The 20,571-nt window shown below is 40.6% G+C and carries 18 protein-coding genes; 16 read left to right on the plus strand and 2 right to left on the minus strand.

All coding sequences use genetic code 11. The annotated features are described in order from the left end of the window. Window positions 1-65: 65 nt before the first annotated feature. The gene (locus MKX75_RS09035) at window positions 66-452 is read left to right on the plus strand and encodes a DUF423 domain-containing protein (RefSeq protein WP_339169355.1); all 387 of its coding nucleotides are present in this window, start codon (window positions 66-68) and stop codon (window positions 450-452) included. Between the two features lie 122 nt (window positions 453-574). On the opposite strand, the gene MKX75_RS09040 is transcribed toward MKX75_RS09035, so the two are convergent. Next, window positions 575-1,153 carry a hypothetical protein gene (locus MKX75_RS09040; RefSeq protein ID WP_076330302.1) on the minus strand — a complete coding sequence of 193 codons (579 nt, stop codon included), beginning with the start codon at window positions 1,151-1,153 and terminating at the stop codon, window positions 575-577. Window positions 1,154-1,421: 268 nt separating this feature from the next. On the opposite strand from MKX75_RS09040, the gene MKX75_RS09045 reads away from it, so the two are divergent. From MKX75_RS09045 to MKX75_RS09115, 15 genes are all read left to right on the plus strand, one after another. After that, complete coding sequence (locus MKX75_RS09045; protein ID WP_339169356.1) at window positions 1,422-4,142, plus strand: hypothetical protein; 2,721 nt, start codon at window positions 1,422-1,424, stop codon at window positions 4,140-4,142. Continuing rightward, a complete protein-coding gene (locus MKX75_RS09050; protein ID WP_076330303.1) occupies window positions 4,139-4,897 on the plus strand; it encodes a hypothetical protein in 759 nt (252 codons plus the stop codon). Before MKX75_RS09045 ends, MKX75_RS09050 begins: the two co-directional genes overlap by 4 nt. A gap of 146 nt (window positions 4,898-5,043) precedes the next feature. Beyond that, window positions 5,044-5,805, plus strand: coding sequence for a hypothetical protein (locus MKX75_RS09055; RefSeq protein WP_339169358.1), 762 nt, complete (start codon window positions 5,044-5,046; stop codon window positions 5,803-5,805). A gap of 19 nt (window positions 5,806-5,824) precedes the next feature. After that, window positions 5,825-6,367: a hypothetical protein gene (locus MKX75_RS09060; RefSeq protein WP_076330305.1), complete on the plus strand. Its 543-nt coding sequence runs from the start codon at window positions 5,825-5,827 to the stop codon at window positions 6,365-6,367. A gap of 67 nt (window positions 6,368-6,434) precedes the next feature. Next, window positions 6,435-7,055 (plus strand): hypothetical protein, encoded by a 621-nt coding sequence (locus MKX75_RS09065; RefSeq protein ID WP_339169359.1) that lies wholly within the window; start codon window positions 6,435-6,437, stop codon window positions 7,053-7,055. Window positions 7,056-7,088: 33 nt separating this feature from the next. Further along, complete coding sequence (locus tag MKX75_RS09070; protein WP_339169360.1) at window positions 7,089-7,661, plus strand: hypothetical protein; 573 nt, start codon at window positions 7,089-7,091, stop codon at window positions 7,659-7,661. Window positions 7,662-7,665: 4 nt separating this feature from the next. Then, window positions 7,666-8,364 carry a hypothetical protein gene (locus tag MKX75_RS09075; RefSeq protein WP_339169361.1) on the plus strand — a complete coding sequence of 233 codons (699 nt, stop codon included), beginning with the start codon at window positions 7,666-7,668 and terminating at the stop codon, window positions 8,362-8,364. Window positions 8,365-8,367: 3 nt separating this feature from the next. Then, window positions 8,368-11,019, plus strand: coding sequence for a discoidin domain-containing protein (locus MKX75_RS09080; protein WP_076330309.1), 2,652 nt, complete (start codon window positions 8,368-8,370; stop codon window positions 11,017-11,019). A gap of 66 nt (window positions 11,020-11,085) precedes the next feature. Then, the gene (locus tag MKX75_RS09085) at window positions 11,086-12,471 is read left to right on the plus strand and encodes a LamG domain-containing protein (protein WP_339169362.1); all 1,386 of its coding nucleotides are present in this window, start codon (window positions 11,086-11,088) and stop codon (window positions 12,469-12,471) included. Between the two features lie 60 nt (window positions 12,472-12,531). After that, window positions 12,532-13,671, plus strand: coding sequence for a hypothetical protein (locus MKX75_RS09090; RefSeq protein ID WP_339169363.1), 1,140 nt, complete (start codon window positions 12,532-12,534; stop codon window positions 13,669-13,671). A gap of 514 nt (window positions 13,672-14,185) precedes the next feature. After that, window positions 14,186-15,706, plus strand: a complete 1,521-nt coding sequence (locus MKX75_RS09095) for a hypothetical protein (RefSeq protein ID WP_339169364.1) — start codon at window positions 14,186-14,188, stop codon at window positions 15,704-15,706. A gap of 11 nt (window positions 15,707-15,717) precedes the next feature. After that, window positions 15,718-17,676, plus strand: coding sequence for a DNRLRE domain-containing protein (locus MKX75_RS09100; protein WP_339169366.1), 1,959 nt, complete (start codon window positions 15,718-15,720; stop codon window positions 17,674-17,676). Window positions 17,677-17,821: 145 nt separating this feature from the next. Further along, the gene (locus tag MKX75_RS09105; RefSeq protein WP_076330315.1) at window positions 17,822-18,076 is read left to right on the plus strand and encodes a hypothetical protein; all 255 of its coding nucleotides are present in this window, start codon (window positions 17,822-17,824) and stop codon (window positions 18,074-18,076) included. A gap of 148 nt (window positions 18,077-18,224) precedes the next feature. Further along, complete coding sequence (locus MKX75_RS09110) at window positions 18,225-18,830, plus strand: hypothetical protein (RefSeq protein WP_339169367.1); 606 nt, start codon at window positions 18,225-18,227, stop codon at window positions 18,828-18,830. 222 nt (window positions 18,831-19,052) lie between these two features. After that, window positions 19,053-19,355, plus strand: coding sequence for a DUF1805 domain-containing protein (locus MKX75_RS09115; protein WP_017689545.1), 303 nt, complete (start codon window positions 19,053-19,055; stop codon window positions 19,353-19,355). A 124-nt stretch (window positions 19,356-19,479) separates the two neighbouring features. On the opposite strand, the gene mtnA is transcribed toward MKX75_RS09115, so the two are convergent. Next, window positions 19,480-20,553 (minus strand): S-methyl-5-thioribose-1-phosphate isomerase, encoded by a 1,074-nt coding sequence (mtnA, locus tag MKX75_RS09120; protein ID WP_339169368.1) that lies wholly within the window; start codon window positions 20,551-20,553, stop codon window positions 19,480-19,482. Between the last annotated feature and the right edge of the window lie 18 nt (window positions 20,554-20,571).

Genomic DNA, 20,571 nt, shown 5'->3' on the forward strand with positions numbered 1-20,571 from the left:
GTAAAGGGTGAGTGGATTCGCTACAATAAAAGAAGGGAAGAGTTGAATTAAGGGAGAGAACTTACATGCAACGAAGATGGATGATGCTTGGAGCTGTAATGACCATGTTATCGGTGGCAATCGGTGCGTTTGGCGCACACATGCTCAAGGATACAATTGGACCGGCGGCCATAGCTACATATGAGACGGGTGTGCAATATCACATGATTCATGCAGTGGCCTTGCTCATTATCGGCTTGACAGCGGGTCAGCTTGGGGCATCTGCGAAACTGAAATGGGCCGCGCGTCTGTTGTTTATCGGAATTATCGTGTTTTCGGGCAGCTTGTATGTGCTCAGTATTTCCGGTATCAAGATTCTGGGAGCCATCACACCGATTGGTGGGGTAGCCTTCATTGCCGGATGGTTGTTACTGGCATTAGATGTATGGCAGAGAGGTAAGGATCGCTCATGATCCAGCTGAATCAATCTTGTAGGATCATAATTCATTGAACTTAAAAAGCAACTTGCGTTAGAATGTCACGTCATTCTAACGCAAGTTGCTTTTTGTTTTAATCAGATGAAGTTAGAAGTTAGTTACAGAAACTCATCGATTTCATTGGTTCGGAACGTATACACTTGTTTTTCATCTACATGGTAGATACTCACCACACTGGTATCCCGATCAAAATTCAAAATGCGGCAAGGAATGCTCTGATGTTTACCGTTCTTGTTGTTTACAACAATACGGGTTAGACGATTCTCTTTAATAAGCGTGTCAATCCACGCATCAAACGAATTTCCATCGGAAACATTGGATGTTTGGGGGGCAGGCTTTTTCTCGCTAACTGGTTTTTCTTGCTGATTCTGTGCTTTGACTGGAGCAGGTGAGGCAGGTGTCTGAGTTGCAGTGGACGCCTTCTGTGCTGCGTTGGCTTGTGATTTTTTACGTTCATTGTGAAGTGTGACGAAGGAGTCCTTCTTGGACTGGAGTGTCGCTTCAATAATTTTGCCTAGCTCTATGCCGGATTGAATCCGAAAGTCCGCAATTTGTTCCTCTTTGTTTATGAACTCCAACAGGGACTGCAGTGCCAATGCATTTGAGCGGCTCTTAATAAGTATATCGACATTAAATAGAAAGCCGATTTCCTCTTGATTGGATAAGGTTTCTTTCATTCATCCCAGCCCCGTTAAAAAGTATGTCAGCATATAAAACGCTTCAATACACTATATCATTAAAAAGGCAATAATCATAGTGCTGGAGACGCAGAAATATGCCGAAACGAAATGAACCAAGACCTGAAGTGCCCCTTAATTTCTACCCTTAATAGAACAAATATTCTTCCTTTTTCATCCCCTGATCATCCTGTTTGCCTGCGTCAGTCGTGCGGGTCTAATCTATAATTTATTTAATCAGGACAGGAAGCAACAGGGGGAATCGGGAATGGGCAATGCATATCAGGATCGATTGAGGTACGTATATAAAGTTACATCTTCGAGAATTAGAAAAGCGGATTATAATCTCCATCTGACCTATCAAGAAGCGACAGTAAATGGAGAAGTGGCATCTATTGGAAGCCATCAGGTGTTTCGTTTTATAGATCATATTCGTGGCTACAAGGAGAGAGAGGCAGATCTGGCTAGAATCAAGCTGGACATAGAGCAATTAAAAGCTTTAAAAACTAATGCTGAGCATAAAAGAACAATGAAGAAATTACATGGAGAACTGAAAAATCTGAAATTTGTCGATGATTACCTGCTGGTGGTCATTGAAAATAATAAAGACTACGATCGGCTGAATTCATCGAAAGCCTTCTCCATCAACGGCAAAAAATACAAGCGTCTATTGGCTACAACAGGTGGTGCCAAAAGTTCGACGGTCATCTATGTGAGTGAGGATATTCACCCGCTTTTGGAGAAAAGATTGAATAACGGCAGAGATCCGAATAAAGAGCTGGTTCCTGCCAAACTGGAGGCATATAAAGCTCTAGCCTGTAGTACAAGCACACCTGTGTCACATCCCGAACGAGTATTGGTTGTTCAGGATTGCATAACCGAATTTGGGGCAGACATCATTCAGATTGATGATACCGAGACAGAGTTCCCTCGTATTGAGAGTAGGAAAAATGAGCCTATTCAGATGAACATGAGTGATGGATTCGGTCTAATCTCACCTGCACTTAGTGAACGCTGGGCAGCTGAGCTGGGACATGCATATATCCCGAGTGGATTTTGTATTCGTAATAGCTTCTGTAAAGGTATGGTATTTACATTTGATTATCACGCATTCGCAGATCAAGTTGCAGGCAGGTATATGGTGGATGATGCCTGGGGTAACCCTGTGGATATTCGAGAGGTAGACCTGATCATCACAACGTCTATGCTCAAACTCTGGAGCTCGTACAACAGTATCGACGATTATCTGTTATGTTGCGGTTATTATGGCTACACGTTCAGCGTAACAAAAGTTACACCCGAAGAACTGGAGGACGAGCGTCATTTAAACTACCAGTTCATTCAGTCGCTTCAATTAGATGATAATGAGATTGGTGAACTCATTACTCCCACGGTTAACTCAATTAAAGATGTACTGGGTGAGGACTATCGCAAGGCACTGTTATTCCTCAAAGGAATTCATATCCAAGAGAATGACTACAGAAATAGTCCGGATGATTATATCAAAGGGCTGATGGTAGACCCGCGACTTATAGATGATCCTTTTGTACGGAGCAAAATCCATACATTAATACGTAAACGAATGAATGAAGCCAAGATCGGGGTTCTGAGAGTCAAAGGCAATTTCAGTATTATTTCAGGCGATCCTTATACATTGTGCCAGAGCATATTTGGATTACCTTTAATAGGATTGCTGAGCTCGGGTGAGTTCTACTCCAGATATTGGAATGAGCAGCATGTAGACCGCGTGGCTTGCTTCAGAGCTCCAATGACTTGTCATAACAATATCAAGGTGCTTCGTTTCCAAAACACGGATGAGATGCAGCATTGGTATCGCTATATGAACACGGTCACGATCTTGAATTCATGGGATACGACGACACATTCCTTAAATGGTGCAGATATGGACAGTGATCAGGTTTTAACTACAGATAACACAACGATTTTTGGGGCAATTCAGGAGCTTGATGCGATTGTATGTGTACAGAAAACCTCTGCCAAAAAAATTCCGGATGAGAGGGATCTGATTCAGGCCAACAAAGACAGTTTCGGTGATCTGATCGGTTTTACAACGAACAAAATCACATCGATGTTCGATGTATTAGCCAATTATGAGGAGCATAGTGCAGAATATCAGGAAATGATGTACCGAATTCAATGTGGTCAGCATTATCAACAAAATGCTATCGACCAGGCTAAAGGTATTGAATGTAAAAAAATGCCGAAGCACTGGTATGATATTCGCGCTGCGGTAACGGACGAGTCGGCCTTGAAAATGGTAGCGCACAAAAAGCCTTATTTTTTCATATACAATGATCCGGAACAGAAAAAAGAATATACCATCTATGTAGAAAAAACGAGTCAGAAGTGCTTGCAGTTATTTGGCATGACTGTTGATGAATTAGTTTCAAAGAAGGAGCTATCTCCGGATCAGGAACAGTTCCTTGCACAGTATGAACAGAGAATGCCTGTATCCACGGCACCTTCTGTGATGAACCGGTTATGCCATCAAGTGGAAGACGAGTTCAACAAGTTAAAGTTAAAACAGACCGAGCGTCCGTTTGATCATACGATATTGATGAGTACCAAGAAATACTCCCAGGCTCGTTACAAAGAGATTCAACGATTATATCAGATGCATAACGAAGAGCTACGTAGTTATATGACTAACTTGCGCAAGAGCAAGGTGAAAAAGGAAGAAAGATCAGCCCGATGGCAGTTGTTTGTTTCACGCTTTAAGGAGCAGGCTTTGGAAATCTGTAATAACGAAGAAGATCTGTGCAATATGATTGTGGACATGTGTTATCGAAATGCCGAGAAATCAAAGCAATTTGTCTGGGATGTTTCGGGGGATCAAATTATTCGCAATCTATTGCTCAGCAATGATCATATCATCCATTATCCGGTTAGAGATCCGGAGGGCGATATTGAATACGCGGGAAGAACCTTTAAAATGACCCAAATGTATATGAAGGAGCAACGCCCTTGAAAATCATTCTGAATGAACGTCATCATGCCGAGCAAGCAATTGCACATGGGAAAATGGATAAGAAGCCAACTAAAACGTTAATTTGTTTAGCTAAATACGGGCTTGAACAGGGGAAGAACGCCGAAGATGCGTATACATTGTTAAATCAGTTTATGACCAAATATTATCCAGACTACAATGCTGTCCAGTGGGATACATTTCTCAAGCGTATCATTAAGCAGTCTCAGAAGTACATCAAGATGAGGGAGGAGGCAAGCAAAAGCACGCTAATCGAGATTGATCATGTACCTGTAACGCACGAAGAACTTCAAAAGATCAAACAACTTAAAAGTAAACGACTCGAGAAATTGGCCTTTGTTTTACTGGTCTACAGCAAGATTAATAATCGAATCAATGAAAATGATACGTATTGGATTAATAATGAATGGAAAGAAATCTACGGCGATAGTCAAATGGCGGTAAGCAAAAAAGATCAGGGGTTATTGGTTCACAAACTTATTCAATTAGGGTATCTCAAAGAAAGTAAACGCATCGATTCAACTAATGTACAGGTTTTGTTCGCTGTGGAGCATGGTGAGGTTGCCTTCCAGTTAGTTCGCTTCGATGACTTTGTGTTGGAGTACTCTCGCTGGAAAGGAGAAAATATTAAAAATTGTACCGTATGCGGAAAACGGATGCTGGCAAAATCGAACCGGATGAAATACTGCAAGGAATGCAAAAAAACCGGCATTAATCCTATTAGAAAACTTCTCTAAAGCTAGACACAGCAATGCTTTGCATGGTTGTTCAAGAATTTCTTTAATGATAAGCCAGAGACAGGTTTCCTAGTTATGGGGGAGGTATCAACTTGGAAACAGTCTTATAAAGAAAATATGCTACATAACGCTTAGGTAGGTGAATTATGTCAAATGGGATAACTTTAGCACATGTAGAGTCTTTAATTAGAGAAGCGGTGAAACATAGCGGTCCGGGACAGCCTGGAGATTCTGGGGAAACGGAACTCGCCATCAAACGGGCACTGGAGGCTGCTGGCGAAGCCTTACAGGCTGCTGGAAAAGCAAAAGAGGCTTATCAGACGACTCGACTTGTGTACCAGAGTCCAGTTGCTGATTTTGAAGAGTTAAGTATGCAGTACCCTTCTCCTGAAATAGGCTGGACGGTACAGACGTATAAGGATGGCAAGAGATATCGTTATGATGGACAGACATGGGTAGAGATTGATGTATTTGGTCAAAACCTTCAGGTGGTTAATTCTGATATGGATGGACTCATGAGTAGAGCTGAACACCTGAAACTAAATGAGATTCCGTTGGAAGTACAGGATCGCGTTATGGTCTTTTGCAAAGAATCACGGGTGTACCCGGAAGTACTGGGAATTCTAGCCCCCTTTCCATTCAATGGCGAGATTTTACATGTAAAGGGCTACTGCGGAGTTTCTGGAGATACCGCAACTGAAATAAGAATTGAACGTTCCAAGGATCTCATTCACTGGCAGGATGTGATGGGGAGTCCACTGAAATTTGAAGCATTTCAACATCAAGATGACGGTGAGGCTACATTTGAGACCAAAAAAGTGGAGGCTGGAGATATCTTCAGAATCAACATCGTCGAAGCAGGTTCAAACATTCAACACCTTACGATTCAATTAACCATAAGAACATAAAAAAAGGAGATGGATTATTATGACACAACCAATTATTACATGGATGGACGCAACACACAGCAAGGAGATTGTAGCACCGTTTGATTATGGTGTTATTGATGCAGATACCAAAAGTGAAATTCGTATTTTTAATGTGTGGAACAATAAAGGTGGTGCGACAGATGTGTCCAAAATGGAGGACTGCACTTTTACAACGCGGGATATGGACGGGGGCACTGGTGATACGGTTAAATACGATATTGAAGCTGTTAAAAATAACTGGTTTCATGTGCAAGTGGACTCACTTGGGGAGAACGATTTGGATGAAGAGAGCTCTCGTGTAGGCAAGGACTTTTCGAAGCCTATTGGAACTACGGGCAAAACTACGGTGGATCATTCAGGAACACCTTATGCAACACCGCTAGTACCGGGTGCAAAAGAGATTTTGGGAGTCAACAACAATGGAAATCAACAAGACGCCGCAGGTAACTATGTAACGCTGTCTATTCAATGCGAAGTACCCTTGAATGCTCGTAGTGGTAAACAAGAGTTCAAGAAACGTATCTCCTATCGTTACGTTTAAGAAAAGTTAATGATGCAGACAGGCTATTGTAGCCTGTCTTTTTATTTATCTATGAGGAGGAAAAACTGTGATTTTAGGTCAGAAACAGTACTCTCGTTCACCTGTATCTCAAGCTTATATATGGATTGCCGATTATTATGATGGAACATATCTGAGTGAGTATGATCTTCAGACACAACATGCGCACCGCTTTTATGACATCAACAAAGAGAAGTTGGTGTTATTCGGATTGATAGGTCAAGGATCCCAAGTTTATTACAATGTTTCCAATGGGGTCTTCCACATTAATGCTGATCGTTACTCCATATCTTATGAATGTGAGGAGCAGGAGTACCCTTTAACCGGGAGAACGTTTGTATACAATGACATCATCCAATTCAAAAATGGATCCTCAGAAGCGAATATGGCTGGATTTTCAGGGCAGGGGAATTCAGGGGCTTTCAGAAATACGATTGAATGTTTTAACTTTGGTTACAAAAAAACAATGAATCTGAATGATGCACAAATTAATTTTCAATGCGTATGTTCCCTGCCTCTAAAGGAATCCGTATTCTTTCAAATAAAAATTTCTTCTAACCTGGACTTGCCTGGGCAACTCGTTATTCGTAAAAATGGGTTTGTCGTAGATCGAATCATAGCCCCTCTGAGGGCAAATCATGCAGGGATCATAAACTGGGACATTCGTTGAGCTGGATTTTGAGATGAGATAGGTGGTGAGAGTATGGCAATTCAAGAAATTTTACTAGATATAGATCTGTCTGTAGGTGTTTTTCAAGATACGATAGTTGAGGATCAGAAGTTGAAATTAAGGGAACTGGGTCATGATGCGGACGCGAATTCAATTTATCCTGCTACTGGATCTTGGGAGTCCATCGCGATTCGAATTCAGGATAAAATCGCTTCATTTAAAGGTGTGGCTGCACAGGTAGATGTTACGGAGGGCGCAGCATACAAGATTTACTGGAGTACGTCTGAAGACGGTTTTGAGTGGTTGGAGTATGAGGAAGTCTCATCTAATAGCGCTGTGTCCAAATCTCCTGCAAAGTATGCAAAGGTGAAAATTGAGATTTTTGCAGAAAAGAAATATTCCAACTTTTACATAGACGATTTTAATCAGAAGGATAAATACAGTAATCCTTTTATTGAAAGTGAAAATGGTTCACTAGGCTTAAAGAAAATATATCAATTGAACATGGAACGAGTATCTGACACTCCAACAGGCATGGTGTTACGTCAGAAGGTTGAAAACACGAAATTTAAGAAAGTAGATCGAATCAGAGTGAGTAAGGGGTGATTTTATGGCAGCTCCAGCGACTACAGGGCAGTTGAGAGAAAAGCTATCTGATATGGAAATCGGAGACTACATTGTTTGGAAATACGATAATACAATAAGTGGATACATTTTCGGAGGAAGTACGACTGGTTATACAGAAATCCCACTAACAGGAAATCCATTAGCCAGTATGCCTTTGAAATATTTTTGGTATGCCATCAAAGTGGACAAAGGGCTACTAATAGCAGATAGAGTTATAAGTAACACAGTAGCATGGGATTGGTTAAATTCAAATAAATTCGTTGAAGGTTCGCCACGCATTATTAGTGCCACATCAGGTGTTGTTCGTTGCCCAAGTGGGGGAGTAATATATGCAGATGCGAATGGGAAAAAGTCAAACACTGATTTAGGGTTTGGAGCATTTCCCTCTATAAATGAGTGGGATAAGTATCTCATTAATTTTCCTGTAAACAAGATTCTGTCAGGAAAAATTCTAGACGATGTTTTTCATCATTTAAGTAATTATAGCTGGTGCAGAGAAACACCGAATTATGGCACATGGAGAGACAAAGCTGGAAATTCGACTACAACAGCATCTAATAATCAACGCATTGGAAGAGGTAGTAATACCAGAGCACAGTGGAGTGACATAAACTACTCTGCAAGTGGTGGTTCATATGCCACCTGGGGCTTTCGTCCAGTATTTGAATATAAGGAGGTGTAATATATGGCTACAGTAGGAGATCAACTGGCACTGCCAGAATCAGGATGGAGACGATATGATGATACACATGTTGGTTTAAAGTATACAGGGAGTTGGTACAAAGTAACCAGCACAAATTACTATAATGGCAGTGTGAATGTAACGACTAGAGCGGCAGACAACAACTATGTGGCATTTTCTTTTTATGGAACTAAAATTAGAATCGTCTCTGATATTGCTCAAGATAGACATTCGGATAATACGATTACTGTAGATGGTGTAACGGAATCATTTAATACAAATAAAACAGGGACTGGTGTATTAAATGCAATCGTTTATGAAAAAACGAACTTACCTCTTGGATTTCACACAGTTACAATTACGGTAGGGCATAATCGTACTAACTTCATCATGGATGCTATAGATATTGATGAGACAGGTTACTTATATGGGCATGCTTTAACAGTACCTGAAGATGGTTGGAAAAGGTATGATGATGCTGAACCATTCATCAGCTACACGGGGTTTACTCAAAGAAACAGCGCCGTTACAGGTGCATATGAAGGGAAAAGCTCATATAATGCAAATGGATCTGCGGTAGGAGAAGTGGTTTTCTCTTTCGTAGGAACTAAGGTAAGAATTATCTCTTCAACTACCAATACAAGTAGAGCTGAGAGCGTATCTGTTTCTATTGATGGTAATGTTGAGATGTTTACAGCAAGAAGCGCCACGAATCAAGTACAAACGCTTGTATATGAAAAGCAAAATCTACCTTACGGGACGCATACTGTGAAGATTTTCGACTTCAAGGGTGTGCTGACTGGAACTACTGCCGCCGCTTTCGGTCTAGACGCTATAGACATTGATTTCGATGGGTGGCTAGTAAGATCAATTGGATCTGAGATGTTAACACCAGATGAAGGATGGAAGAGATATGATGATAGTCATCCTGCTTTTCTTTATCTCGGAGAGAATTGGATATTTCAAACTCAAACAGGAACGCCAACTCTGTACAATGCAACCCACCACTATTCTGCCAGAGGAATGGGCGGCAATGAAGTTAGGTTTAAATTTTACGGAACGAAAATGAGACTAATATCAAGTATAGGTGTCACTTTTGCAGATGATATTACAGTCGTCATTGATGGAGTTAGTGAGAAATGTAGTGCAAAAATAGCGGCGAATGCGGCAACAACAGATGAAAGACAGCGGCTAACTTACGAAAAAACTAATCTGCCATTAGGTTTCCATGAAGTTAAGATTATCAGTGGAACTAACGGAGAGTGGAGATTAGATATTGATGCAATTGATATCGATTCCACAGGTCGTTTATATCATCCAGACGAAGTAACTGATCCGATAGATCTCACTATTGGCAAGCGAATTCGCTGTTACTATTCTACAAATAATGGATTGGTGGGAAATTTTGCGTTCTTTGGTCAAGAGACAGCGCCACTTATTGCAACTTCTGCTGGTGCAGGTGGAGACTTGTATTTTATTTGTGTAGACAAAGATCCTGCTGGTCGATTGAAACTTATTGCAGATAGAAACATACAGCATAGTATTAGTTGGGATACGATAAATGCAAGCGGTGTTGCTTCTGGTAGTGGGGTTCCGCTTCCGAAGAAAGGATACTATGTGAGCATGATTCCAGCAATGACATCCAATACAACTCCTCAAGGTGTAGCGGCGGCAAGTACAACTTACAGTGCATCCCTTGAAGCATGGAAGGCGTTTGATAAAAACACCACTGATGCAGGATGGCTCATGGAGAATAGCAAGTGGAACGGAGCTTGGATCAGCTATACATTCCCACAACCAACAGTTATTAATAAATATGGCATAAAAGGACCGAATTCTAATGCAAGTACGGATAGCGCTAAGAGTTGGAGGTTCGAAGGATCTAATGATGGAACTAGTTGGATTGTGCTAGACACCAAGACCAATCAACCAGCATGGTCAGCAGGAGAATATCGGGAGCATGTGTTCACTAATAAAGATACTTATAAAACATATCGCCTAGTATTCACTGCAAATAATGGTGGAGCATACGTTCGAACGATGGCAGTTGACATGTTTCAATTGATCGAAGAAGACTCAATGCCAAGTGTAGGTTTATCAATTCTTCGACTCCCTACTGGTGGTATTAATTCTAGTGACAAAGATAACGAGTGGGATATGTACATTGTAAACTCAACACTAAATGGAACGATCATTGCTGGTGACGATAACGTGTGGAATTATAGTGGTGGATCTTCGTGGACTTCCACTACAAATAGCGCTGGTTCGGTAAACAGAACTGGGCGAGGTGCAAGTGGCAATGCAGGAGCAAGCGGATATAATCCAACCTCTTATGTTGCGGCGGCAACTGCTACTGGATTTAGACCATTGATGGCGATTGAAATTCTTCCAATGATCAGATCGTTCATCCATCATGATGGAGCGTATAAGAAATACCAAACTGAAGCTTTAACTTGGAATACAATTTCAGCAACGTTACCATCAGAAGACACTTTTATTAATGACGGAATGGATGATCTCTCTGTATTAGATAGAAAAAACGAAGAGGTCGTTCAGACTATGACTGCCAATGGATTACTAGGAACAGGTAAATTGTTCAAAGGAAGTATCGATCTGAAAAAGTATTTTGAAATAACGAACGTAAGTGTGAAGTAGGGCATAGATGCTCTACTTCTTTTTGTATGTAATTAATGATGATTTTAAGAGAAAGGAGTTGATTGTGTGGTAAATCATAATCCTCTTTATACACAGTATTTAATGGACAAGTGTGGGGTTGCATGGTTTAAGATGAACGAATCTGCTGGAAATTTGATGGATAGTAAAGGTTCGTTTGTTGGAGTCAATAATTCAACATCTGTAGTTTCTGGATTCAGTGGAAATGGTAGGTCATTTAATGGCACTAGTAGCTATATAAGTTTTCCATCCGGAATGATTCCTTTGGGCAGAAAGAGTGTTCGTTTTAAAATAAAACTTTCTACCGAAGGTATAAATAATTATTCATGGATACTTTCAAGTGGTCATAATGGAGAATCTTCTTTTAACATTCTTTTGGATTTTAGAAGTGCGTCTAAAGGTATTAGATTTACATTAAGAGACGCATCTGGAACTACAGGCGAAATATACACCATTGTCACTAACTATTTTGTTGACAATCAGTGGCATGATTATTTATTTACTTGGGATGGAACTACTAATGTTAATGGTGTGAAAGTATATTGTGATGGCATCATTTCCAGCACTGAAACAGCAAAGAAAAATGAAACTGCCATCATCAATAAACCTTTGATTTTAGGAAATATTCCCGCATTGGGTAGTGCAGAGTATTTTAACGGTCAATTAGATGAGCTAGAGATTTACAATGATGTTATTCATCCTTTTGCTAGTAAAATCTTACTTTCGTCAGGTGATAAGTATTATTCCAAAGTTAAACAAATAAACGATAAATCATCCGTTCCTACAATGAATTCCAATGTATCTCCATCAGGTATTGCGAGTGCAAGTAGCATTTATAGTGTAAGTTATGAACCATGGAGAGTATTTAATGGTGTTAATATTAGCAATCTTGACTGTTGGATTACTAACAATGTGAAAACTGGCTGGTTGATGTACAAGTTTGAAAAAAGTAAACAAATAGTGAAATATTCAATAACCTCTAGGAATGACGCTTCTTTTAGAGGAGATTTGAAAAGATGGACTTTCGAGGGAAGCGCAGACGGAGTTGTTTGGGATGTATTAGACAACAGAATTAATGAACGCGAATGGATTCAAAATGAAAGTAGAAGTTATTATATTTTAGACTATGAAAAAGCTTATTTATATTACAGGATAAACGTTATCGAGACACATGCAGTCGGTAACGCGGCTTATATCACAATCGGTATGTTATCATTTTATGAGCATATGTCTGATGTAATGTTGAAATTATCTGATGATTCAGAAGGAAATTTTATGAAATACGGTTTAGATGGTAAAATTAAGTTTTTTTCTGAAACTGTTGAAAAATACAGTTCTATAAGTAGTTCTGATTCATTGCTAAGTTCAGGAAAAACTTTTGAGCACTTAATTGATATGTCAAAACGCCGAGTGGATAAAATTACACTTGGCTAAATTTATGAGGAACACATCTATATGGTGTGTTCTATTTTATTTTGAGAGGAGATGGTGCGAATGGCAACAGTAGGAGATCAACTGCTCAATCCCGAATCGGGGTGGCAAAGGATTGATGATGCAAATAAGAATATTATATATAATGGTAATTGGATTTCTGCTACGGGAGATCCAAATACGTATGCGGGAACAGCTCATTACTTTACTCTAAGTGGAGCAACAACAAATTCGATCGAATTCTATTTTTATGGAACTAAGTTAAGAATCATTGATATGTATTGGTCGAACAGAGTGAATAATGTAACTGTAGAATTAGATGGGGTTATCTCTTCATACAATCCCAATAACTCTACAAACAAATACAGGGTAATTGTATTCGAAAGACTAAACTTACAATATGGTTTTCACAAAGTAAAGTTAACAACCACAAGTACAAGCAATAACTTTTCTCTAGACGCTATAGACATTGATTCTAATGGCGAAATTACCGCACCTCCTTTGAGTAAATTCTTGATTTCATCCGAAGATAAGCACTATAGCATTACAAATGAATACAAAGATAATGCTATTCCTGCAATGACATCTAACACTAGTCCGAATGGAATTGTAGATGCAAGTTCGTTTTACACGACATTTTATCCATGGAAAGCATTTGATAGAATTATTGATCCAAATGGATGGGTTACTAATATCAATGTTCTAACAGGATGGTTAAGTTATGAATTTGATTCACCTAAAACGATCTCTGCCTATTCAGTTCAAGCAGGAACCACTCCTGTTGGAAGATCGCCTAAGAATTGGACTTTTGAAGGATGGAATGGAGTGAGCTGGATTGTATTGGACAATAAGTCTAATCAGTCAGCTTTTGCAGGATCTGAATACAGACTGTATACATTTGATAATAAGGTTGCTTACAAGAAATACAGGATCAATGTAACTGCCAATCAAGGTGCTGGAGATTTTTTAGCGATTGGCGATTTAGGTATGTATGAACTCGATAAATACATATCTTCCGTTGACACTTCAGAAGTGAGTTTTATTAAACATGGCATGGACAAAGGAATGGTTATTGATCTAGAGGATGAATTCATCGAAAGAAGATCGGTGGTCAAGGAAAATTCACCTCTCGGTTTAGGAAAAGTGTTCAAGCAGAAAATCGACACAGTTAAAACACCAATTAAGAAAGCATCAATCACATAAATATGCAAAATATTCTATCTAATTCAGAGCGCAGAAAGGGGATGAGACAATGGCGACTTTAGGTCAAGCACTGCTGACTCCAGAAGAGGGTTGGCAAAGGTACGATGATACCAGTAATATTTTCAAGTATTCTAGTGGATTTGTTTCCTCTCCAAATGCTGTATATTATAACGGAACTTCAAGGCTTTCATCGTCTATAAATTCAACTGTAGAGTTTCAATTTGAAGGTACTAATATTAGGATAATTGGCAATAGTCATAATATGGGATCACCTAACATCTCTATTATGATTGACGGAGTTACTGAAACTTACAGTCAATATAACCAAAATTCTGTCCTTCAGCAAGTATTGTTATACGAAAAAACATTAGGCAGAGGAATTCACACAGTTAAAATAACAACAAATGATGCTCTTTACGTTCTTTTTGACGCAATAGATATTTATGATAAAAAGTACTATAGTACACTTTTTCATGTTAGTGGGTCATATTACTATTATTCAAATTCATGGAACATGCTATCTAGTGGCACAGCAACAGAACAAGATTACATTGACTATGGTATGGACGACATCTCCATCATACCTGAATCCGCATGGTCACAACTTCAAGGTGAAGTAGAACTATGTTACTACACGGACGACCCAACCAAAGCAGAAGCATCCTTCAACATCGAAACTGCCCCCTTCACCCTAGCAGAAGAATGGGAAGACAAAGAGATCAAAATCATCGAATACACCGATGACCCTAACCAAACCGAGTCGACGATTACAATCGAAACCGAACCGTTTACTCTCTACGACGAGTTGGGTGATAGTGTGGATGTTCTATACTACACAGACGATCCATCCAAAACATCAGCGGAACTGAATATTACGGCTAACTACTCCCCATTGGATGAACTTGAGGGAGATTTTGACGTGGTAACGTGGACGAATGATGAAGAGGTAATCGCCGGAAATCGGGACATGGTGCTGACGTATAACGCGCTACCGTTTGAACAGTTAATTGTGCAACCAACAGACATAGCGTTATATGGAGATGTCAAAAAGGTTATTGCTACGAAAGTAACAGAGAACAGTCAGGAAGGTATATTAAGAATGGCTGCTTCATTCGACTCTGGGCTCACATGGAAGACATACCGTTTCAACAAGTGGTTCGATTTGGATATTCAGAATACAATCCTATTCAAGAGAAAAGGAATGAATCTGGAGACACTCAACGCCATCCCTGAAAAGGATTTAATAGCTTTAACTCGAATCGCCTATTACTTCGATAGCAGTAAGCATTATGAAAACAGCTACTTGCTTGACGAAGTGAAGATGGTCGTTGATGCACCGCGTAATGCAGTGGAGTTGAGCGATATGTCACTACAACTGTTAAACACCACTGCTACAATCAATCTGGCCTTCTCTGGTAACAAACTTACAGGTGTGCTGGATGATGCAGATCAGGGCAAGGTTAAGTACCGCGTGTTGTTGAACGGTAAAACGTATTATCCGGCGGATGGCAATTTTACACGACTAGCAGCTTCTCCATTCAATATTGAACTCAATATTGACGAGAGAAATGTTAATTTTGGCGTAGAGAATACCTTGAAGGTTGAATTTCAGGACTATTGGGGTGCAGTAGATTCCTGGGAAACCAAGTTTATCGGATCGTATTCAGGATTAATGTTTATGGATGAGTCTGGAGACTTTCTGTCAGATACCTTTGGTGGTATTTTGAAACAACTTGATTATGGGGTAATCATTGCCGGACAGACAACGTTAACGAAGAAAGTCAGAATCAAAAACTTGCTAGGATATGCTGTGGATCATGTATACCTGGAGATGGATAAGAAGTTCGAAACGGACGGTGTTGAAGTCCAATTGTCCAGACAGGCCGATCCGTTTCTTCCGATCGATTATCTGACCTATGGTCTGATTCAACCGGAGGGTAGCATCGATTTTTATATTCGTATCGCAACAGATATTCATGCCAAGCCGAATCCTAATGGTAATTTTGAAATGAAGGTCACAGCAGACCGGGTGTAGCTCTCAATACAATGAGACAGGAAGTGAGTGGAATTAATAACGGGGAGACTCTATTAGAAAGTTATATACATATTAAAAGTCCGGCAAATCGTTTTGCAGCAAAGTATATCCTGTACAATCAAGTAGATGAAGAACTGCCTTCGACCCTAATAGCTGCTACAAGAAAAGTGTCCGAGATCGTATCCAGTGTATCCGTACGTGTCAGACGGTCACAGGAATTGAGCAATTCGCTATATGTAATGTACAAGGCGCAAGGAGATCTGAGCGCAACCATTCAAGCGGCATCCAAAGTTGATCTTGAAGGCATGTTGTACGTTCGGCCACATAACCGTGCACACGGCAAATATGAATTACTGGAAGCACCGCGTGTAACTGTTAATCTTAAGCCTGTTGCTGATGCAACCACGCGAAGTCAAACTCACTTGCAGACGATCAATTTTGGTGATACACAGCGTATGATGATCGGCAGAGACGAGATGGAGCAATTCGAATCGTTTATACATTTCGGTGATCTGGATACCAGAATACCTGATCTGTTATATCTGGAAGAAGCTAAATTGAGGTTATATTACACAGGAACCCTGGCACCTGGAGCACACATTGAGCTGCATCAGCCGGATACATTGTGGCGGGAGTACGGGATCACGTATGCAAACAGACCTCATTCCATTCAGCTCTTATCGTCCAGTTATATCATGAATACGACTGAACGTTATGTTGAGTTTGATATGATGGCATTACTTCAAATGTGGAGAGAAGGTATTCTTTCGAATGTTGGAATGATTATTCAGTCTAGCGGTAACACGCCGATATATTTCAACACTCGTGAGTCTTCCAAACCACCTGTTTTGCAGATGAAATATATCACTTCTCAGATTTATTCCATCGGTCGAACCGAAATCGAAAGTGAAGTTTTTATTTATGGTGCAGGTCGCAAAGACATAGCTTCAACGTTAGTTGTACACAGTGATATTGGGCTGGACTGGCTCAAATCCCAGTTGTACGTTCACCGCTATGAGGATCACATGCATCATGATATACCTCAAGTAATAGCGGTCAGCCGTCCGGACCTGGATGTAGATCTGATAATAGCTAAACGTGTAGATGCGGAACTAGATTCGAACGTCTCTATTGCTGAAAGTAGGACAGAAGAGAAGGAAACATGGGTTTCTATTTCTAAGCCCGAACTTCACTCGCAGTTCATTACCGCCATACGGACAACTAGAGATACAGAAGGCAATCTTGCGGTTAGAACAGGTCTGGACGACGAAAAAACTGTAGAAATCGCAGTTTCTCATCCTGACCTACCTTCAGTTATTACGGTAGATAGACAAATGTCTCTGGTTAGTACGTTAACGATATCACAGTTGTTCAATGATGGACGGGATACGAGTTTAATTGTATCCATACCTGATCTTCATGCTTCGTTGGAAGTCTCCAATTATATAAAAGCAACTTCGACGTTGGGGTCTTTGTTAACGGTCATGTACGACTGTGATTCGACTGTGATTTCGGAGATTATGGTTAATAAGCCTGATCTGAATAGCATCCTTCAAGTCAGAGCATTAGATCATGATGAGAGGGCAGGCACTCTTGAGATTCCTTATTTGGAAGAACAGCTTGGGCAATTATATATCTCCAGACCTGATGTACTTTCCAGCATTGAAGTCAAGTATATGGATGTTTTGGATAGCCACATTAGTATCAAGGAAAGAGAATATTTGGATGGCTATCTTCAGGTGCGAGAGTGGAAGGATATGCAGTCTACAGTAGATGTGAGACAGATTGTTGATATGGCTACTGAACTGACAATTTCCAAGCCTGATCTGGCCGCGTATATCCTACCAAGAGTTATTGCGAATGAGGAGTTAGATTCAATCGCAAGTATCCGTAAACGGGATGCCAGTGATATAGTGACCACAGTGATTGTGAAGAGTCCAGGGAATCAAGCCTATTTTTACATTCTATAAAATGATATATCATCAAAGAGGGCATTGGCCCTCTTTTTTTTGCGTTTAGGCTCTTGCCCAACTCTAAGCATCTGTACTTTATTGTGTAACAGTCGTCTTCTCGTTATGTTACAATATGTTCATCATATATTAAGGAATGAAGACCATGCGTCAAGAGGACAGCGTATTTGAACAGATTATGAAGCAGAAGAGATTGAAGCGTATCAAGCCTGAAACAAAAAAACTTCAAGTAATACATAAAAAGAAACTAGCTCAGGAGCAATTAAGTGAATTGGATCTCCAGTTCAAACAGACGGTAGCTGAATCAATAGATCGAAGTGCACTTCATAGACGTGTACTGGGAATTAGAAGAGATTTGACGGAGATAAGGCGATTAAAAAATGATGAACATACGTTTTAAGGTAGGCCTGATTTGACTCACCTTGGGTGAGGTGGCTTTTTAGTATGGAGTTTATTCTCTGCGTTGTAATCTCTGATATCTAATCCTATAGACCTACTCCTTTTGACATGGTATGATGATTCCATAATTTAGGAAACGAGGTCTACGTATGAAGAAGTTGGTTTTATCGTTTTTAGCCTTATTATTATTTATCATTTCAACTACATATGCACCCGCACCAGCGACAGCAGCTACTAAGTATGATTTCAAAAACGTAAATTGGGGCATGACTGTTAATCAGGTTAAAAAGAAAGAAAAATCGAAGATATTGGAAACAGTAAAGAGTAAAGATTTCACTTACGTAGTTTATAAAACAAAAGGATTTAGGAAGAATGCGAATTTGTATTACTTGTTTTACAAAAACAAATTAGTCCGTGCAATGTATGTGTTTGACCCAAACAATACAAATGGAACTACAAGGGACTTGATTAGTGAATATTTCAGTTTAAAAAGAGATCTCTTTGATACATATGAGGGATCTATTAACAACAGAGACATTCTTAATCGGAGCGGCAAGCGTGTTACTCCATATGAAGGCGAAGAGAAAGATTTGGCTGCTGGAAAGATAAGCTACCAATGCTATTGGATAGTAGATAAGAAAAAAACACATATTAGTCTTTCCCTCTCTATCTTTGGAAGCTTCTTAATTAATCGAGTAATCTACAGCGATAACTCTCTGGACTTCGATATCGATGAACTAATGGATTCTATGTAAAGTGTAGGTTAAATCAGTGAAGGAGCTGCCTCATTTCCGAGGTAGCTTTTTATATTCCACTAAGCATATTTCTAATATCTAAGTCTGCGAAGAGAATTACCAACAATGCATTTGAACTGTAAGTACCTACATTTTCTCAAACACGGCAGGTGTCCACACGACAATCCAGAATGAGGCATACAATTATCGTGACCTGTGGAAGAGGAGGTGGATCGGGAAATTATGGTGACGATGGAGCCTATTGTAGTCGGAGAACATGTATTGGTTGGGGTAGAAGTCAAGCTGCCCAAAACAACGTTGTTGACCATTAACACATCCAAAGGATATATCATGTGCGGAGCACTCGACGTGGGATTACTTAATGAGAAGCTCGGGGATCGCAAAATTATTGCGGCTCGGGCGGTTGGTGTGCGTACACTGGAGCAATTGTTGCATGCACCTATGGAATCGGTGACAACAGAAGCCGAAGCCATGGGCATTACGGTTGGCATGACGGGTGTAGAGGCTTTGTTGAAAATGATCTAATCACTAACAAAAGGGCTCCCCATATGGGAAGCCCTTCTTTAGCATTCTAATCCAGAGCCTAGTGCACGTCGGTCGTAATCACCAACTCTATATACACGAACTCTTCTTGAATACTCTTATTAAATTATGCTTCTTCCTTCGCGAACAAGGCAGCCAGATTTTCTTGGAAAGGAGCGCGAACAACGCCTTTTTCCGTGATAATAGCTGTTACATATTCGTTAGGCGTTACGTCAAATGCTGGATTGTATACTTTAACACCTTGCGGTGCGGTACGTTTACCAAATCCTTCAGTGACTTCCTCCGTAGCACGTTCCTCAATCGGAATGAGATCTCCGGATGGAGTGGACAAATCGATGGTCGACAATGGGCTTGCTACATAGAACGGAATATTGTGAGCCTTGGCAAGCACGGCCACGCTGTAGGTTCCGATTTTGTTAGCTACATCACCATTCGCTGCAACGCGATCTGTTCCGACGATAACAGCTTGAATCCAGCCTTTGGACATGACCATGCCTGCCATGTTATCACAGAGCAACGTAACGTCAATGCCAGCCTGCTGTAGCTCAAATGCAGTCAGGCGTGCACCTTGAAGTACAGGACGAGTCTCGTCTGCAAATACTTTGAGATGGATACCGCGTTCCTGTGCGAGATACATTGGAGCAGTTGCCGTACCGTACTTCGCTGTGGCCAGTCCGCCTGCATTACAGTGGGTGAGTACACCCATACCATCTTCGAACAAAGGCAGTGCATTCTCGCCGATCATGCGGCACACTTCTTCGTCTTCCTTCTGAATCAACAGGGCTTCTACTTCAAGAGCAGTATTGCCCTCTTCCAGACTCAGGCCAGATTCAACGACCTCATTTGCTTTTTGCATCATGCGATCCAGTGCCCAGAACAAGTTCACCGCTGTTGGACGGGAAGTAGCCAGATGAGCACATATGGATTTTACATGATCCAGCCAGCCTTGAATGGTCGTTCCGTCATATGACTTCGCCCCCAGTACGACACCAAATGCAGCAGCAATGCCGATCGCTGGAGCACCGCGTACTTTCATGGAGTGGATGGATTCCCATACTTCCTCGGGTGTGTACAATTTCAGCATGAGGATGGTTTCGGGCAGCAGACGCTGGTCAAGCATTTCAAGCTTGTCCTTTTTCCAGATGAGAGAGGACAGAGGCTGATATTCAGGGGTTGTCATGGATGATTCCTCCGTTCC

Origin of the sequence: Paenibacillus sp. FSL R5-0341 (assembly GCF_037975235.1) — a bacterium.
GTDB lineage: Bacteria > Bacillota > Bacilli > Paenibacillales > Paenibacillaceae > Paenibacillus > Paenibacillus amylolyticus_A.